A 16,473-nucleotide genomic window follows, 5' to 3' on the forward strand; every position below is an offset into this window, starting at 1 on the left:
CACCAGGGTGCGAGGCCGCCGGGCCGGCACCAGGAGCCGCGAGGCCACCGGTTGCCGGCCGGTTGACTCAGCGTCCGTCGCCCGATCGAGCGCCACCGTTTTCCGGCCCGGCCCGTCGGGTACTGACGAGCCACATCAGACCTCGGGAAGGGACCGGGCCGTGACCGATGTCGTGGAGCCCCGCAGCCGCTGGCGCCCCAACGCGCTGCTGCGCGGATACGCCGCCCTCGTGGTGTGGCTGCGCTGGTTCATCCTCGCCGGCTGGGTCGCCGCGGCCGCCGCCTCCGTGATGTACCTGCCTGCCCCGCAGGGCGGCGCCGATCTGGAGCAGCTGGTGTCGGCGAACAACCCGGCCGTCGCCAGCGAGGTCCGCTCGTTCGAGAAGTTCGGCTTCCCACTGCTGAGCCGCGTCGCCGTGGTGCAGCGCAAGGCCGACGGCCTGTCGCAGGCCACCCAGGAGGAAGCGGTCACCCGCGCCCGGTCGGTCAGCGACGGCACGTACACCGACGCCGGCCCCATCAAGGCCGCGGTCCCGGTCATGAACACCCTCGGCCTCTTCCCGGGCTCCGCCGAGGACGGCACGACGATCGTCACGCTGCTGTTCACCGACCCGTCGGTCACCTTCGGCGGGCAGGTCGCCGCCGCGGAGCAGTTCGTGAAGCTGCACTACGACGCCGACGACGCCGTCGTGGGGATCACCGGCTCCGTGCCGGCCCGCGTCGAGCAGACCCGCATCCTGCAGTCGAAGGTGCCGACCCTGGAGCTGATCACCGTCGGTGCGGTGTTCCTCATCGTCGCCTTCGCGTTCCGGTCGCTGATCGCGCCGCTGCTCGCCCTCGCCGCGGCCGGCATCGCCACGCTGCTGACCATCTACGTCGGCGGCGCGCTCGCGTCGCGGCTCGGGGTGCCCGTCCCGCAGGAGACCCAGCCGCTGCTGGTGGCGCTGCTGCTCGGCGTCGTCACCGACTACGTCGTGTTCTACCTGTCCGCCGCGCGAGGGCAGCTCGCCGCCGGTGAGTCACGGCTGGACGCGGCCCGGCACGCCACCGCCCGCTTCACCCCGATCATCGCCGTCGCCGGGGCGACCGCCGCCGCCGGTACCGGCGCACTCATCGTCGCCGACGCGCCCACCTTCCGGGCGTTCGGCCCCGGCATGGCCCTGGCCATCCTCATCGGCGTGCTGGTCGCCGTCACGCTCGTCCCGGCGATGCTGGCGATCCTCGGCCGGGTCACCTTCTGGTCCCTGCTGCGCCGGCCCCTCGGCGCACGCGGCGCGGAGCCGGCACCGACCGGCGGGCGCTGGTGGGCGAGGCTGCTCACCCGGCGCTGGTTCGCGTTGCCGATGCTGCTGCTGTGCGTCGGCGGGCTGCTCGTCGCCGCGCTGCCGCTGCAGCACATCCGGCTCGGGGTGTCGTTCGTCGAGGCGCTGCCGCCCGGCCACCCGACGCGGGTCGCCGCGGACGCCGCCCAGACCGGGTTCGCCGACGGCATCCTGTCACCGACCGAGGTCCTCATCGAGGGCGCCGGCGTCGCCGGCCGGCAGGCGGAGCTCGACAAGCTACAGCAGGCGCTGGCGAAGGAGACCGGCGTCGCCGCGGTCCTCGGCCCCGGCACCAAGGGCCTGCCGGAAGGGCTCAGCGTCTTCCAGGCCCGCGACGGTGCCGCCGCCCGCATCCTGCTCATCCTCGCCGACGAGCCGCTCGGCGCCCGCGCCGTCGACACCGTGGGCCGGATCCAGCGGGATCTGCCGGGCCTGCTGGCCGCCGCCGGCTTCGACGGCGCCACGGCCACCCTCGGCGGCGACACCGCCGTCGCACACGTGATCGTCGACCAGACCGTGCACGACCTCGGCCGCATCGCCATCGCCGCGCTGCTGGCGAACCTGCTGTTCCTGGTGCTGTTCCTGCGGGCGCTCATCGCGCCGGTCGGGCTGCTCGCCTGCAGCGTCCTCGCGATCGGTGCCACGCTGGGCCTGACGACGTATGTGTTCCAGGACCGGCTCGGCGGCGACGGACTGACCTTCTACGTCCCGTTCGCGGCGGCGGTACTGCTCGTCGCGCTCGGCTCCGACTACAACATCTTCGGCATCGGGCCCGCGTGGCGGGAGGCGCGGTCCCGCCCGCTGCGGGAGGCCCTGGCCATGACATTGCCGCATTCGGCGCGCGCCATCCGCACGGCCGCGTTCACGCTCGCGGTGAGCTTCGGCCTGCTGCTGATCGTGCCGCTGCGCCCCTTCCAGGAGCTCGCCTTCGCGCTCGCGGTCGGCGTGCTCATCGACGCGTTCGTCGTCCGGTCGCTGCTCGCACCGGCCCTGCTGAGCGTGCTCGGATCGACGGTGGCGCCGCCCGTCGAGGAGGCGCCGGCGCCGCCGCAACCGGTCGGGTTTGCCCCACGGGGTTAGGCTCGGAGCCATGCTGATCGCGAAGCGGACCAGTGTGTTGCGCTCCCGTTACACGGTGACCGACAACGGCCGGCAGGTCGCCGCGTGGGAGGGCGCGGTGTGGCGCAGCGGCGGCGACCTCACGGTCGCGGGCGGGTCGTTCCAGGTCCGGAGCAACATGTGGGGCAACACGTTCTCCATGCTCGACAAGGCCGGTGGGGTGGTGGCAGCCGCCGACCGGGTCGGCCGCAAACAGTGGACGGTGACCGCCGGCGGCCTCACCTACGAGTTCCGCCGAGCCTCGATGTGGAGCCAGGCGCAGGACCTGTATGCGGGCGGCACCAAGGTCGGCTCGGTCCACAAGCTCAGCTTCTGGGGCAACGACGTCGCCGTCGACCTGCCCGGGGTGCCGCTGCCGGTGCAGGTCTTCGTCCTCGGCGTCATCGTGTCCATGTGGCAGGCCCAGTCCGCCGCGGCGGCGTCGTCAGGCGGTGGCTGAAGGACGGTCGAGGACGCGTCCGTCGAGCTGGATGTCGACCTTCTCGTTGTAGAAGGCGACGAGTCCGGCGATCGGGGTCAGCGCCGCCGTCGGGAAGTTGTAGGCCCACGCGATGTCCTGATGCGCTGTTCCGTTGATCCGGGCCGACCAGGAGTCGGTGGTGCGTCCCTTGTACGGGCACGACGAGCGGGTCGGCGACGCCTCCAGGCGGGTGAAGTCGACGTCGGTCCGGTTCAGGTAGTACCGGGTCGGCAGGCCGGTCTCGAACACCAGCACCGGCGACGACGACCCGGCCAGGATCACCCCGTCGAGTGAGACCCGCACGGTGCGCGTGGACCGCAGGGCGTCGACGCGGCTGTACGGGTTCCGCGGGTGCACGAACACCTGCTCGTCCTCCTCGAACCAGGCGTCCAGGGAGTCCCATTCCAGGCGGGCGAGGCCGGTGACCGGCCCGTCGGTGTAGATCCGCCCGGCGGCGGGGCGGTCCACGTCGCCGACCCGCAGGCCGATGCGGCGAGCGCTGCCGTGCTTGAGCCGCTGCACGTGGTCCTCGTCGACGACGGCCGCCCGGTCGAGGTCCTCGGCGGGGATGTAGTACTGCGGGTAGGCCGGCGACTCCCACAGATACACGGCGCGGGTGGTGGAAAGGACGGTCCTGCCGCCCAGCATGGCGCGGACCCGGCGCGGCACCGGCTCGGTGTGGTCGACCGGCACGATCAACTTCGGGAAGTCGGCTGTCACGTCTTCCTGCCTACCACCACCTCGCCGATCCTAACCCGCATCGGGCGGACCTCGAGGGCGGCGACGGCCTCCTCGACGAGGCGGCTCAGCGGGTACGGCAGTTCGGCGTCGAGCGCGCCGGCGGCCGCGACGGTCGCCGCCATCTCCGCCTCGATCGCCGGCATGAGCCGGGCGGCCCGGTCGGTGAGGTGCACGATCCGCTGCCGGGCGTCGTCGCCGGCCTCGAGCCGGACGAGGTCCTGCCGGGCCATCTCCGCAACGGTCTGGCTCGCCGCGGAGTGGGTGACGCCGACCGCGGCGGCCAGGTCGCGGATCGTCGCCGGCCCCCGCCGGGTGAGGGTGCGCAGGACCGGGGCGAACCTGGGCCGCACCTCGGGCAGCCCGAGGTCGGCGTAGACGGCGGCGACGTCGCCGTCGAGCAGTTCGAGGAGATGCCGGAGCCGGCTGCCGAGGAATGTCACAGCACTAATATAACAGCGCTGTTGTATCGTGTCGGGATGTATCCGCTCATCGACCCGTACGACGAGGGCATGCTCGACGTCGGCGACGGCAACCTCGTGCACTGGGACGTCGCCGGCGACCCCGGCGGGCTGCCCGCGCTCGTCGTGCACGGCGGGCCCGGCTCCGGCTGCACCCCCGGCACCCGGCGCTACTTCGACCCGGACCGCTACCGGATCGTGCAGTTCGACCAGCGCAACTGCGGCCGCAGCACCCCGCACGCGTCCACACCGGACGCCGACCTGCGGCACAACACCACGGCGCATCTGATCGCCGACATGGAGCGGCTGCGGGAGCATCTCGGGATCGACCGGTGGGTGCTGTTCGGCGGCTCGTGGGGCTCGACGCTGATCCTCGCGTATGCGCAGACCCATCCGCAGCGGGTCGCCGGTGTCGTCATCGACGGGGTGACCTCCACCCGCCGCCGCGAGATCGCCTGGCTGTATGAGGGGATCGGCCGGTTCTTCCCCGCGCAGTGGGCGGCGTTCCGCGACCATGCCCTTTCCAGGGCCGCACCCGGCGACGGCGACCTGGTCGCGGCCTATGCCCGGCTGATGGACTCACCCGACGCCTCGGTGCGGGCCGCGGCCGCCGAGGCGTGGTGCGCGTGGGAGGACACCGCGATCTCCCTCGAGCCGAACGGCGTGCCCGACGCGTACAGTGGCCGCCCCGACGACGCGAGACTGGCCATGGTCCGCATCTGCACCCACTACTTCGCCAACGCCGCCTGGCTGGAGGAGGGCGTCCTGCTGCGCGACGCCGGTCGGCTCGCCGGGATCCGCGGGGTCCTGCTGCACGGCCGCTTCGACATCAGCAGCCCTCTCGAAACGGCGTGGCACCTCGCCGAGCGCTGGCCCGGCGCGTCGCTCACGATCGTCGAGGACTCGGGCCACACCGGCAGCGACACCATGCGCGCCCTGATCCGCTCCGCCCTGGACTCGTTCGTCTGAGCTACCGCCGGCGGCCTGCGTAGTCGCGGAACCTGGACACGGCGTCGCCGGTGACCGCGGCACCGTGGCCGAACACCGCGACCTGGAAGTCGAGGTCGGCGAGGCGGGCGGCGACGGACTGGGCGGCGTTGGTCACCTTGCGCGGCAGGCCGGTGTCGACGAGGACCAGGCCGTCGTCGACCTCGATGAGGTGCGCGTGGACGTAGCCGGTCGCGATCTCCCACACCCCGTCGACGATCCGCCGTATCCCCGGTCCCCTCCGCTGTGCTCCGCGCGGATCGTGCCACCCTTTCCCGTCGCACCGCGGGATGTCAGGCGCCGACGTGCGTCAGTCCCACCAGAAGTGCCAGGCGGGGGCGCCGACGAGGGTTGCCGCGTAGCCGGGGAGGCCGTCGTGGCTCCACACGTTGTCGGGGCAGAACGCGAAGTGCTCGGCGGCCACCGCGACGGCTTCGTCCGCGGTGGCCGGTGGTGCGGCGACGCTCAGGAACAGCTCCGCGAAGCCGACCCCGACGACCCTGACCCCGAAGCGCTCCTCCCAGCTGCGCAGCACCGCGCTGATGTGGGCGGTGTCCCCGGCGTGGTTGACGGGCCCGTCCCAGCCGATGACGGCGAGAGCGTCCGCGCCCCGCCCGGCGGCGGCGAGGCCGAGCCGCCACGGGCGACGCGACGCGAGCAGCGCCGCCGCCTCCCGGTCCGCGGTCGCGTCGGCCTCGCCCGGATGGACGGTCACGGACGCGGGCGCGAGGCCGGGCCAGCCGTCCTGTCCGGCCGCCGATGCGGCCCACCACGCCGACAGCAGCGCCGCCGGGTCGTGGGTGGCGGGGTCGGACATGTCGTCGGGGAGCAGCTCGCCCTCGACCCACGGGCGGGCCGGGTCACCGTCGAGGTGGGTCAGCAGCAGCGGCCACAGTCCGGTGACGGAGTGCGCGGCGCGCAGCTCCTCCCACAGGCCCGGCGGCGGGGACGTCTTGCTCAGCCAGAGCACCGCGGGCTCGTCGTCGTCGAGGTCGGGCCGGATGTGCCTGCCCGCGGGGAGCGGCACCGCGAGGGCCTTGACCCGGGCGGGCAGCGTCAGACGCTTGGCGGACACCCGCATGACCGTATCCGATTTCCGCAATCAGCCACACCTCGACCCTTTGACGCCCCGTGCCAGGTCCTTGCCCGCGCCGCTGTCGACCCTGACGCGGATGATGCCGCCCGCATACGCCGTCGTGGCCGCCAGATCGCACAACTGCCGGGCGGCGTCCGCGTCCCCGTCGGACAGCGTGGTCCCGACGACCAGGGTCACGCAGTCCTTGTCCACCGTCACGCTCTGCACCCCGGGCCGCGCGATGCGCTGCTGAACTTCGGCCGCGACCGCCCCGCCGCACGCGGTGGCGGCCGCCTGCCCCGACGCCGCCGGCGCCGGCGAGCCGTCGCAGCCTGCCAGCGCCAGGACGACCGCGGCGGCGAACACAAGCGCGCGCTGGATGCTCATCGCTGTGACGCTAGCGCCGACCCCGCATCCGCACCAGTCGATCCGGGGGTGAACCTGATCCGCTGCCCCGGTCAGCCGATGACGCGGTCACGGCCGGCGAGGACCGCGAAGGCGCCCATGATCGCGGTCAGTGCGCAGACCGTCGCGAGGGGCAGGGTCCATGAGCCGCTGGCGTCGCGGAGGGCGCCGATCAGGACGGGGCCGCAGGCGGCGAGGAGATAGCCGATCGACTGGGCCATGCCGGACAGGGCGGCGGCCTGGCGGTGGTCGACGGCGCGCATGCTGAACAGGGACAGGCACAGGACGAGGGACGTGCCGGCGCCGAAGCCCGCGCTGAACAGCCACACGACCGACAGGCCCGGTGCGAGCAGCAGGCCGCCGGCGCCGAGGAGGATGAGCGCGGCGCACAGCAGGGCGACGAGCCGCTGGTCCGGCAGGCGCCGCATCAGGTGCGGGGCGGTGAGGTTCGCGGCGACCGCGGCGATCAGGTACAGGAACAGGTGCCAGCCGGCGGTGGTGGCGGAGACGCCGTGGTCCTGCTCGATGGTGGGCAGCCAGGCGACCATGACGTAGAAGACCAGCGACTGCAGGCCCATGAACAGCGTCACCTGCCAGCCGACGGCGCTACCCCACGGTGAGCGGTGCGCGGCCGTCGTGCCGGCGGCGCTGTCCGCGCCGGGCGGGCGGGTGCGCAGCCGGGGCAGCCACACGGCGGCGGCGATGACGGTGAGGCCGACCCAGCAGCCGAGCGCGATCCGCCAGCCGGCCGTCGACTGGCCCGCGATCGGCACCGCCACACCGGACGCGATCGCCGCGACGATGCTCTGCGTCGCGGAGTACCCGCCGGACAGCTGCGCGACGCGGTCCGGGAAGTCGCGCTTGACGAGACTGGGCAGCAGGACGTTGAAGAACGCGATCGACGCGCCGATCGCGACGGTCCCCACCCAGATCCCGCCGGTGACCGGCAGCGACCGCAGGACGATCCCGGCCGCGAGCACCGCGAGGCCGAGGCCGATGGTGCGCTCCAGGCCGAGCCGGCGGGCGACCAGCGGCGCGACGGGGGAGAAGCCCGCGAACGCGAGGAGCGGGAGCGCCGTCAGGACACCGGCGGCGGTGGCGGTGAGTCCGAGGTCGGCACGGACGTCGTCGAGCACCGGCCCGACGGACGTCAGCGCCGCCCGCAGGTTGGTGGCGATGAGCAGGATGCCGATGACGAGGAGCCCGGTGCGGGCGCGGACGGGTGTGGCGAGGGTGGCGGTCATGAGGCACTCCCGTGCAGGATGTCGCGGCCTTCTTCGACGAGGGCGACGCTGCACGCCTCGGCGGCGGCGGGGTCGCCGGCGGCGATCGCGTCGACGAGCCGATGGTGCAGGTCGTGGACGGCGCGGTCCTCGTGCAGGGCGGCCGTGTCGCTGATGGTCTGGGTGATGACGGGGCTCAGGTGCTGATACAGCTCGGCGAGCAGCGGGTTGCCGCCGGCGATGACGACCGCGCGGTGGAACGCGAAGTCGGTCTCGACGAAGCGGGGCAGGTCGCCGGCGGTGCGGGCCGCGTCACGATGTTCGAGGAGCTCCCGCAGCCGCGCCACGTCCTCGCCCGTGGCGTGGGTGGCGGCGCGGCGGGCGCCCCGGTGCTCGAACAGCGCCCGCACCTCGAAGGCGTCGTCGGGGTCGGCCTCGGCGACCCGCCGGCCGAGGGAGACCTGCAGCTCGCTGTCGGCCCGCACGTAGGTGCCGTCGCCCGGCCGCGCCTCGAGCAGCCCGAGGTGGACGAGCGCACTCAACGCCTCACGGACGGTGTTGCGGCTGACACCGAGCTCCTCGGTGAGCCGGTGCTCCGGCGGGATCCGGGAGCCGACCGGCCAGTCACCGGCCGCGATCAGCGTTTTGAACTGGCCGGCGACCTGCACAGCGAGGGGCACGGCCCGGCGGGGGCTCTCCAGCACACCGACCTCCAAATGTAGGACATTTGGATGGTAGGACATTCTGGTTGGTTAGGCCAGCTTCCGAACCACCCACCAGGCGGCGAACCCGAGCGCCGTGGCGGCCAGCCCGGCGAAGATGCCCGTCTCGATGAGCTGGAACGTCCAGAAGCGCTCGATCGGCTGATACGTGTCGGCCCACTGATAGCCGAGGCCGCCGAGGCACGCGTCGGTGGCGGTGTGGTCGGCCTGCGCCCGGCACGCGGCGGGCACCTCGGCGAGGGTGGTCAGGGCGCCGGTCGGGTCGACGGTGTCGTGACTGAGCACCCAGTCGCCCTTGCCGGCGCGCGGGTCGGTGACGCCGAACGCGTACGTGGACCGCAGCGGCGCCATGAAGTGCTCCCGCCAGACCCGCACGAGCACCGTCGTCACCAGGTACAGGACCAGCGTGACGGCCATCGCGGGGACGGTCCGGCGCAGCAGTGCCCCGGCGGCGGCGCCGACGGCGAACGCGAACACGGCGTAGGCGACGGGGACGATCCCTCGGAAGTCGAAGACGTTGGGGTCGAGCCGCCCGTACAGGACGGTGCCCTCGACCTGGATCCGCTCGATCGGCGCGAACCACCACGCCATCAGCTGGGTGAACACCGCGGCGACGGCGGCGGCGCCGGCCAGATGCACGCCGAGCCGCGCGGCGAGCCACCGGCCGCGCCCGTGTGACTGCGTCCAGACCAGGCGGTGGGTGCCCTGCTCCAGCTCGCGGGCGATGAGCGGCCCGCCCCAGAAGACGCCGATCAGCATCGGCACCACGTTGAGCAGCTTCACGACGGTGGTCACGGTGTCGAACCGCATGTCGAACGCCTGCATCAGGTTGCCGCAGTCCCCGTTGCCCGCGAGGCACGCGTCGAGCCCGGAGTCGTGCATGAACGCGGTCATCGCCTGCCGCGTCAGTACCGCGAAAACGGCCACAGCGGCGAGCAGCAGCACCGACGACAGGATGTTGGGGCGGGCCAGCCGCCACGCGAGGCGGGTCATGCCGCGGTCTCCTGCTGCTCCGGTGCGGACATGTAGGCGAGCGCGAGCGCTTCCAGGGATATGGGGCGGACCGTCCAGACCCGCTCGTCGATCGGCCCGCGGGCCCTGAGCACGAGACTGGCCTGACGGTCGGTGTAGTCGGCCTGCACGACGCTGTGCGCGGCGGTCAGCGCCGGCGCGGCGGCCCTCGGACCGGTCACCAATCGGTGCTGCGCCAGCAGCGTCTCGGTGTGGTCGGCGAGCTGGACGTGCGAGTGGACGTCAGCACCGGGTGCTCGGCGGTCTTCAGCGCCTCGACGAACCGGCGTGGTCAGCAGTACCAGGAACTCGCACGTCTTCTCGACGTCGGCGAGCAGGTGCGAGGACAGCACGACCGTCACTCCGGACTCGGCGACCTCCGCCATCAACGTGCGGAGGAAGTCCCGCCGGGCGATGGGGTCCAGGTCGGCGACCGGCTCGTCGAGCAGCAGCAGCCTCGGCCGCTTGCCCAGCGCCACGGCGAGGGCGACCTGCGAGCGCTGCCCACCGGAGAGCCCGCCGACCTTCTGCTCCGGCGTGATGCCGATCCGCTCGATCCGGTCCACCACCGCCTGCCGGTCCCAGCCCGGGTTGAGCCACGCGCCCATCCGCACCGTCTCGCCGACGGTGAGGTTGCGGTACAGCGGCTTGTCCTGCGCGACGAACCCGACGTCGGCGACCGCGCCGCTCGGCGCCCGCCCGAGGACGCGCACCGTCCCTTCGGTCGGCCGCAGCAGGCCCCACGGCCAGGTGCAGCAGCGTGGTCTTGCCGGCGCCGTTGGGTCCGACGAGCCCGATCACCTGCCCGGCCGGCAGTGTCAGGGTGCAGTCGCGCAGCGCCCACTTCCGTCCATAGCGGCGGCCGAGGTGCTCGGCCTCAAGCGCGGGTGTCATGCAGTCCCTCCGTGTGGATCGCTGGGATCTCCTGCCGCATCGCTGCGCGGTACATCGCCTCGATGTCGTCCTCGCCGAGGCCGGCCCGGCGCGCCGCGCGCACCCAGTCGGCCAGCCGCTGCCGCAGCTCGTCCTGCTCGGCCTGTTCGGCCTGGCCTTTCGGTCCCAGCGACGCCCGGACGAACGTGCCGAGCCCCTGCCGGACGACGAGGAGCCCTTCGCGCTCCAGCTCGCGGTATGCCTTCAGCACCGTGTTCGGATTGATGGCGAGCTTCGCCACGACCTCTTTCGCGGTCGGCAACTTGTCCCCGGGCTCCAGCAGCCCCAGCCGTAGCGCATGCCGCACCTGCTGTGCCAGCTGCAGATACGTGGCGACCCCGGACCGGTCGTCCAGCTGGAAGTCGATCACGCGAAACCCTCAATCCATTAAGTGCTTAGTGGAATGATGGTCACATCGATCCACCGATGTCAACCGTGTGCGGTCGGCGGACGCACCGCCGGGGGCGTCGGACGGGTCTTCGTCCGGCGGGTCGAGCGCCCCGGCGGCGGGGCGTGTGCGCCGGTGGACTCAGCGGGCGTTGTGGGCGGCCATCAACAGTTCGACGAGGTCCAGGGCGGCCTCGACGGACCAGGCGACCGAGAACGCCGCGAGACCGGCGGGCAGCAGGGGCAGCAGCCGGGCACCGCGCCAGGTGCGAGGAGTGAGCAGCAGCGACACCCGGCGCGGGACGATGCCCGCCGGGATGGCGACGTGCAGCATCGACCGGCCCGTGCCGGCGGCCGACGCGCCGGTGCCCGCGGTGGCGAGGGCGGCGGCGCCGATGGCGTGGGCGACCGTACGGCGGCTGCCGACCTCCGTGGCGGCCTGCTCGTCGGCGGCGCGCTCCAGGAGATAGTCGACGTGCCGGGCGACCCACCACAGCGCCGGGTGGGCGGCGGCGGCCAGGCCCGAGAGGCGGGCGAGGCGGTGGTGCCGGCCGGTGAGGTGGGCGTGCTCGTGGGCGATGAGCGCGTCGAACTGCCGGTCGGTGAGCAGTGACCGCATACCGGTGGTGACCACGACGTAGCCGGGACGGCCGGGGACCGCGAACGCCTTCGCCTCCGGGTCGGGCAGCACGACGAGCGGGCCGGGGTCGGCGGAGCGGCCGAGGGCGAGGACGTCGCGGTGCCGGCGCCAGCGCAGGGTGACGGAGACGGCGACGGCGGCGAGGAGCGCGACGCTGAGCCACGGCACCCACGGCTCGGCGGCGGTGTCGGCGGTGACGACCCGGGCCGACCAGCCGGCCGCGTGTGCGACGGCCGGGACCTGCGCGACCGCCTTCATCGCGAACAGCAGCAGGTTGACCGTGCTGGCGGCGGCGACCACGGCCGCGGACCAGGCGACGGCGCGGGCCGCGGTCGACGGCGGGAGCCGGTCGGCGAGGAGCCGCACCACGAGCACGACCAGCGGCGGCACCACGACCACCGACCACACGAAATGATCGAACACGCGACCTCCGTCCCGAAGCGCCTGCGAAGGACTGTATCCAGCCGGGTCCGTGGCAACTGCCGGAGGCTCGATAGAGTTGCGCCGGTGAGCACACCAGACCGCCGCCGCCGGCCCGGGCAGCTCGAGGCGCAGGTGGTCACGGTCCTCGGCGAGGCCGCCGGGCCGTTGACGCCGGGTGAGGTCCGCGACCTGCTGGATCCGACCGGCACGCTGTCCTACAGCGCCGTGGTGACCACCCTGACACGGTTGCACGAGAAGGGTTCGGTCACCCGGCACCGCGACGGCCGGGCGTTCCGCTACGGGGCGCTCCGGGACGCGGCGGGTCTGGTCGCGGAGCGGATGAGCCGGTTGCTCGCCGAGGAGCCCGACCGGGCGACGGTGCTGCGCAGGTTCGTCGGCACCCTCGACGACAGCGACGAGGAGACACTGCGCGCGCTCCTGCGGGAGCACCCCGACGACTAGTCGGAGGTCGCTGCCCGCGACCCTGTCCTGGTTTCTGCTAGCTTCTACGTCTTGTAGAAGTTCGGCGGGAGGTGCCTGGCGTTGGTGCTGGACGACATCCTGCTCGCCCTGCTCGGCGGCCGGGACGGCAGCGCGTGGGAGCTGATGCAGCGCCACGACGAGCTCTTCGGCGGTGCCCACCGGATGGACATCGTCCGGGTGATGGCGGCGGTGACCCGGTTGGAGCGGGCCGGCTTCCTTCGCGTGGACGCCGCTGTGCCGGAACGCATGGCCAGCGGTAACCGGCGCACCTGCTCGCTCACCGCCGCCGGTCGCCAGCGGCAGCGGGCCTGGCTGTGCGAGTTCAACCCGGACGTCAGCGTCGAGGACGTCTATGTCCGCGGGATGCTGGCGGTGCAGACCGCCGACGAGGAGACGTTCGAGACGTTCGTGCGCAACGGGCTCACCGCCACCCGGGTGCGGATGCACACGCTCACCGACGACGTCGCCGGGGCGAAGGCCGCCTTCGAACGCGAAACCGTCCGGGCCCTGGCGCTGTGGCTGCACCAGCTGCCCGACCACCGGGCGCCCCGGTCCGCCGCCGGCTGACGAGCACGCCCCGGCGCGGTCCGGCCCCGTCCGCCGTCCGGATGGCGAGCGCGGTCCGGTCTGCCGTCGGCTGACGGGCGCGGCCCGGGTACCGTCCATCGGGTCGGGCATCCAGCGAACCCACGGACGGAGCGGCCCATGGCTCGCCATCGTGGCCGGATCGGCCCGTTCCCCAGATGGGCCGTCGCCGTCGCCGCCGTGCTGCTGGTCGCCGCCGGCGCGGCGCTGTGGTTCGTCGCGGCCCGCCGCGACACGCCCAACTCCGGCGCGCGTCCGCCCGGCGCCGCGCCCGGCTCGTCGTCGGCCGGGTCGCCGTCGGCGTCGCCGAGCGCCGACTGCGCCGCGACCCTCGCCACGAAGCTGACCCTGGAGCAGCAGGTCGGGCAGCTGGTCATGATCGGCACCCCGATCGGGACGCCGCTCAACGCGGTGCAGGCGATCCAGCGGTACCAGCTCGGCGGCATCTTCCTGGCGGGCCGCAGCACCGCATCGGCGGCGTCACTGCAGCAGTCGATCGGCCAGCTGCAGGCGGCCGCGGCCAAGTCGTCCGGGCTGGGCCTGCAGATCGGCGTCGACCAGGAGGGCGGCCAGGTGCAGACCCTCAAGGGCACCGACTTCCCGCTCATCCCGTCGGCGGTCAACCAGGGCAAACTCGACGACGCGACCTTGAAGTCCCGCACCGCGGAATGGGCCGGCCGGTTGAAGGCCATCGGTGTGACGATCGACCTCGCCCCCGTCGCCGACGTGGTCCCGGCGAGCGTCGGCAAGGCCAACCCGCCGATCGGCGGCTTCGACCGGCAGTACGGCGCCACCCCCGAGCCGGTCGCCGCCGACGTCGCGACCGTCGTGACCGCGATCCAGGGCGCCGGCGTCCTCGCCACGGTCAAGCACTTCCCGGGTCTCGGCCGCGTGCGCGTCAACACCGACACGTCCACCGGCGCCCGGGACGATGTGACGACCGCCGACGACCCCGCGCTGCAGCCGTTCGTCAGCGGCATCTCCGCCGGTACCGCCGCCGTCATGATCTCCTCGGCGACCTATCCGAAGCTGGACGCCGCGAACGTCGCCGCGTTCTCCACGCCGATCGTCACCGGCCTGCTGCGCCAGAAACTCGGCTTCGACGGGCTGGTGCTCTCCGACGACCTGGGCGCCGCCGTCGCCGTCAACGCCGTCCCGCTCGGGCAGCGCGCGGTGCGGTTCGTCAAGGCCGGCGGCGACGTCGCGCTGTCGGTGAAGCTGTCCGACGCCGGTCCCTGGACCGACGCGCTGCTGGCCGCGGCGAAGGCCGACCCGGCGTTCGCCGCCCGGGTGACCGAGTCGGCGACCCGGGTCGTGCGCGCCAAGCTGCGCGCCGGCCTGGCCAGATGTGGAGGCTGACGTTGCCCGCTACCTTCCCCTCGCACGCCGCCGCGGTCCTGCCGCTGAAGCTGTGGAAGCCCACCTGGTTCGACGGGGTCGCGCTGGTCATCGGCGCCGCCGCGCCCGATCTGCCCTATGCGATGGGCAGCGGTCGCCCGCCGTACACCTGCGGCCACACCTGGTGGGGGGTCCTGGCGAGCGTGCCGGTCACCACGGCCGCCACCATGCTGGTGCGCCGGGCCGCGCCCGAGGTCGCCGCGCACCTGCCGGGCCTCGGCCCGTTCAACGTCCGCGACTACGGCGTGCTCGGCGGCGTCCGGCACCCGTGGTGGGTCACGGCCGGCTCCGCGCTGCTCGGTGCGGTGAGCCACGTCGCGTGGGACCACGTCACCCACGCGTCCGTGGAGGGCACGAAGGTCGGGATCGCCCGGCTCGACCGCGAGGTGCTGCCCGGGGTGCCGGTGTGGATGCCGCTGCACCTCGCGTCCAGCGCGGTGGGTGCGGCCGGCTGGCTGGCGATGTCCGCCCGGATCGGCCGCCGCCGGCGTCTCACCGCGTGGCACGGCCCTGCGCCGCGGGTCACCCGCCGCCCGGCGCTGTTCTGGGGCACGGCCGCGGCGGTCGGCGCCGCGGGCACGGCGGCCGCGTTCAGGGCGCCGGCGGTGCGTGACCGGATCGTGCCGTTCCTGCCCGCGATGCCCCGGCCGGCGGTGCTGTCCGCCCGCCTGCTGGGCGTGACCGCGGCGTCCCTGACGGCCGCCGCGGCCGTGCACCGCGCACTGTCCCGGCGCCGCTGACCGCCCGTCACAGCCGTCGCCCGCCCGCCGCCGCGCGGCGCGGTCCGGTCCGGCGTGCGGTGTCGGGGCGCTGATCGGCATCGTCGTACTTCCTGTGCCGCCGACGCGGATCAGGTGATCAGCCGGCCGTCGCTCATGAGGAACCGGCGGCGGCAGGCGTCGGCGACGGCCTGCTCGTGGGTGATGATGACCATGGTGGTCCCGGCGGTGTTGAGCTCGGTCAGCAGCGTCATGATCTCGGCGCTGGCGGTCGAGTCGAGGTTGCCCGTCGGCTCGTCGGCGAAGACGATGGCCGGGCGCCCGACGAGGGCCCGGGCGACGGCGACCCGTTGCCGCTCACCGCCGGACAGTTTGGTGACCCGGTGGCGCAGGCGGTGACCGAGGCCGACCCGTTCCAGGGCCTCCCGCGCGGCGGCCCGGCGGGCGGCGGCGGGCACGCCACGGTAGAGCAGGCCGTTGGCCACGTTGTCGACGGCGTCGAGCGACTCGAGGAGGAAGAACTGCTGGAAGACCACGCCGATGCGGTGGGCGCGGACGCCGGCCAGCTCGCGGTCCGACAGCCGCTCGACCGCCAGTCCGTCGACGACGATCGAGCCCGTCGTGGGCCGGTCGAGGGTGGCCATCAGGTTGAGCAGGGTGGACTTGCCGGAGCCGGACGCTCCGCGGATGGCGAGCATGTCGCCGGCCTCGATCGACAGGTCGACACCACGGACGGACTCGACGGGCGGCTCGCCGGGGTAGGTCTTGCGGACGTCGTGCAGTTCCAGGACGGGCACGTGCCGCACGGGGATCAGCCCTCGGCCGGCTTCGGCGGGCGCCGCTGGCCGCAGGCCTGGTCCGCGGTGGCGAAGGCCGGGTCGTGGTTGTCGGCGAGCACCCGGATCCGGTCCGGCAGGGCGAAGTCGCCGCGTTCGTCCGGGTCGGGGAAGTCCGGCAGGCCGTGCTCGCGCATGCAGGCCGCGTAGGCCCGCAGCTTCGTCATGTCCTCGGCCGTCAGGGGCTTCGCGTCGCTGAACGCGATCTTCCAGTCGTGGACCAGTGACCGGCACGCCTCGGCAGGCAGCCAGTCGCCGATCGTGTCGGTCGGGAAGTCCCAGCGGCCCTGGTCGTCCTGCACGGGGTCGGGGAACTGCGGAAAGCCGTTGGCCCGCTGGCATTGCGCCAGTGCGACCGCGGCGGCCTGGTTGGAGGCCCGCGTCGGCGACGGCACGGCACCCGGTGTTCCGCCCGCGGCGTCGGCACAGCCGGCGAGGGCCACGACCGCAAGCCCGGCGACGGTGAGGTTCCGAAGAGTCATGACCCGACCATCCCCGAACCGGTGACCGGTGACATCGCCGAAAAGTGGCCGTCGGACACCCGAAA

At 73.6% G+C, this 16,473-nt stretch carries 20 protein-coding genes and 1 pseudogene; 7 read left to right on the forward strand and 14 right to left on the reverse strand.

The annotated features are described in order from the left end of the window. Positions 1–160 precede the first annotated feature (160 nt). Both ABZS58_RS07890 and ABZS58_RS07895 read left to right on the forward strand, forming a co-directional pair. Complete coding sequence (locus tag ABZS58_RS07890) at positions 161–2,401, forward strand: MMPL family transporter (RefSeq protein WP_354778807.1); 2,241 nt, start codon at positions 161–163, stop codon at positions 2,399–2,401. Between the two features lie 10 nt (positions 2,402–2,411). Then, entirely contained in the window at positions 2,412–2,879 is a 468-nt protein-coding gene (locus ABZS58_RS07895) for a hypothetical protein (RefSeq protein WP_354778808.1), read from the forward strand. On the opposite strand, the gene ABZS58_RS07900 is transcribed toward ABZS58_RS07895, so the two are convergent. Both ABZS58_RS07900 and ABZS58_RS07905 read right to left on the reverse strand, forming a co-directional pair. After that, positions 2,865–3,620, reverse strand: coding sequence for a DUF427 domain-containing protein (locus ABZS58_RS07900; protein ID WP_354778810.1), 756 nt, complete (start codon positions 3,618–3,620; stop codon positions 2,865–2,867). The genes ABZS58_RS07895 and ABZS58_RS07900 overlap by 15 nt on opposite strands. Continuing rightward, entirely contained in the window at positions 3,617–4,081 is a 465-nt protein-coding gene (locus ABZS58_RS07905; RefSeq protein WP_354778812.1) for a MarR family transcriptional regulator, read from the reverse strand. The genes ABZS58_RS07900 and ABZS58_RS07905 overlap by 4 nt, the downstream gene beginning before the upstream one ends. 36 nt (positions 4,082–4,117) lie before the next feature. On the opposite strand from ABZS58_RS07905, the gene pip reads away from it, so the two are divergent. Next, positions 4,118–5,068: a prolyl aminopeptidase gene (pip, locus tag ABZS58_RS07910; RefSeq protein ID WP_354778814.1), complete on the forward strand. Its 951-nt coding sequence runs from the start codon at positions 4,118–4,120 to the stop codon at positions 5,066–5,068. A 1-nt stretch (position 5,069) separates the two neighbouring features. On the opposite strand, the gene ABZS58_RS07915 is transcribed toward pip, so the two are convergent. The 10 genes and pseudogenes from ABZS58_RS07915 to ABZS58_RS07960 all read right to left on the reverse strand — a co-directional run bounded on the left by ABZS58_RS07915 (position 5,070) and on the right by ABZS58_RS07960 (position 11,905). Beyond that, complete coding sequence (locus tag ABZS58_RS07915; protein WP_354778816.1) at positions 5,070–5,294, reverse strand: hypothetical protein; 225 nt, start codon at positions 5,292–5,294, stop codon at positions 5,070–5,072. A gap of 102 nt (positions 5,295–5,396) precedes the next feature. Next, positions 5,397–6,161 (reverse strand): DUF4253 domain-containing protein, encoded by a 765-nt coding sequence (locus tag ABZS58_RS07920; RefSeq protein ID WP_354778818.1) that lies wholly within the window; start codon positions 6,159–6,161, stop codon positions 5,397–5,399. A gap of 27 nt (positions 6,162–6,188) precedes the next feature. Beyond that, complete coding sequence (locus ABZS58_RS07925) at positions 6,189–6,548, reverse strand: hypothetical protein (protein WP_354778820.1); 360 nt, start codon at positions 6,546–6,548, stop codon at positions 6,189–6,191. A gap of 71 nt (positions 6,549–6,619) precedes the next feature. Next, positions 6,620–7,810, reverse strand: coding sequence for an MFS transporter (locus tag ABZS58_RS07930; protein ID WP_354778822.1), 1,191 nt, complete (start codon positions 7,808–7,810; stop codon positions 6,620–6,622). Next, positions 7,807–8,493, reverse strand: coding sequence for an FCD domain-containing protein (locus ABZS58_RS07935; RefSeq protein WP_354778824.1), 687 nt, complete (start codon positions 8,491–8,493; stop codon positions 7,807–7,809). The genes ABZS58_RS07930 and ABZS58_RS07935 overlap by 4 nt, the downstream gene beginning before the upstream one ends. Positions 8,494–8,541: 48 nt before the next feature. After that, positions 8,542–9,504: an ABC transporter permease subunit gene (locus tag ABZS58_RS07940; protein WP_354778826.1), complete on the reverse strand. Its 963-nt coding sequence runs from the start codon at positions 9,502–9,504 to the stop codon at positions 8,542–8,544. Further along, the gene (locus tag ABZS58_RS07945) at positions 9,501–10,235 is read right to left on the reverse strand and encodes an ATP-binding cassette domain-containing protein (protein WP_354778828.1); all 735 of its coding nucleotides are present in this window, start codon (positions 10,233–10,235) and stop codon (positions 9,501–9,503) included. Before ABZS58_RS07945 ends, ABZS58_RS07940 begins: the two co-directional genes overlap by 4 nt. A 64-nt stretch (positions 10,236–10,299) precedes the next feature. Further along, positions 10,300–10,416, reverse strand: a pseudogene (locus tag ABZS58_RS07950) (ABC transporter ATP-binding protein); the annotation flags it as partial. After that, positions 10,400–10,825: a GntR family transcriptional regulator gene (locus ABZS58_RS07955; RefSeq protein WP_354778830.1), complete on the reverse strand. Its 426-nt coding sequence runs from the start codon at positions 10,823–10,825 to the stop codon at positions 10,400–10,402. The gene ABZS58_RS07955 and the pseudogene ABZS58_RS07950, both read right to left, overlap by 17 nt. Positions 10,826–10,984: 159 nt before the next feature. Then, positions 10,985–11,905 carry a M56 family metallopeptidase gene (locus tag ABZS58_RS07960; protein ID WP_354778832.1) on the reverse strand — a complete coding sequence of 307 codons (921 nt, stop codon included), beginning with the start codon at positions 11,903–11,905 and terminating at the stop codon, positions 10,985–10,987. Positions 11,906–11,989: 84 nt separating this feature from the next. Here ABZS58_RS07960 and ABZS58_RS07965 point away from each other — a divergent pair, with 84 nt between their 5' ends. From ABZS58_RS07965 to ABZS58_RS07980, 4 genes are all read left to right on the forward strand, one after another. After that, positions 11,990–12,367 carry a BlaI/MecI/CopY family transcriptional regulator gene (locus tag ABZS58_RS07965; RefSeq protein ID WP_354778834.1) on the forward strand — a complete coding sequence of 126 codons (378 nt, stop codon included), beginning with the start codon at positions 11,990–11,992 and terminating at the stop codon, positions 12,365–12,367. Positions 12,368–12,451: 84 nt separating this feature from the next. Continuing rightward, positions 12,452–12,955 (forward strand): PadR family transcriptional regulator, encoded by a 504-nt coding sequence (locus ABZS58_RS07970; protein ID WP_354778836.1) that lies wholly within the window; start codon positions 12,452–12,454, stop codon positions 12,953–12,955. Between the two features lie 138 nt (positions 12,956–13,093). Continuing rightward, positions 13,094–14,332, forward strand: a complete 1,239-nt coding sequence (locus ABZS58_RS07975) for a glycoside hydrolase family 3 N-terminal domain-containing protein (RefSeq protein ID WP_354778838.1) — start codon at positions 13,094–13,096, stop codon at positions 14,330–14,332. A 2-nt stretch (positions 14,333–14,334) separates the two neighbouring features. Further along, on the forward strand, positions 14,335–15,111 hold the full coding sequence (locus ABZS58_RS07980; RefSeq protein ID WP_354778840.1) for a DUF4184 family protein: 777 nt from the start codon (positions 14,335–14,337) through the stop codon (positions 15,109–15,111). 110 nt (positions 15,112–15,221) lie between these two features. On the opposite strand, the gene ABZS58_RS07985 is transcribed toward ABZS58_RS07980, so the two are convergent. Together ABZS58_RS07985 and ABZS58_RS07990 are read right to left on the reverse strand one after the other, a co-directional pair. Then, positions 15,222–15,896: an ABC transporter ATP-binding protein gene (locus tag ABZS58_RS07985; protein ID WP_354778842.1), complete on the reverse strand. Its 675-nt coding sequence runs from the start codon at positions 15,894–15,896 to the stop codon at positions 15,222–15,224. 5 nt (positions 15,897–15,901) lie between these two features. Further along, a complete protein-coding gene (locus ABZS58_RS07990; RefSeq protein WP_354778844.1) occupies positions 15,902–16,408 on the reverse strand; it encodes a hypothetical protein in 507 nt (168 codons plus the stop codon). Positions 16,409–16,473 lie beyond the last annotated feature (65 nt).

The sequence above is a fragment of the Dactylosporangium sp. NPDC005555 genome (assembly GCF_040605635.1).
GTDB lineage: Bacteria > Actinomycetota > Actinomycetes > Mycobacteriales > Micromonosporaceae > Dactylosporangium.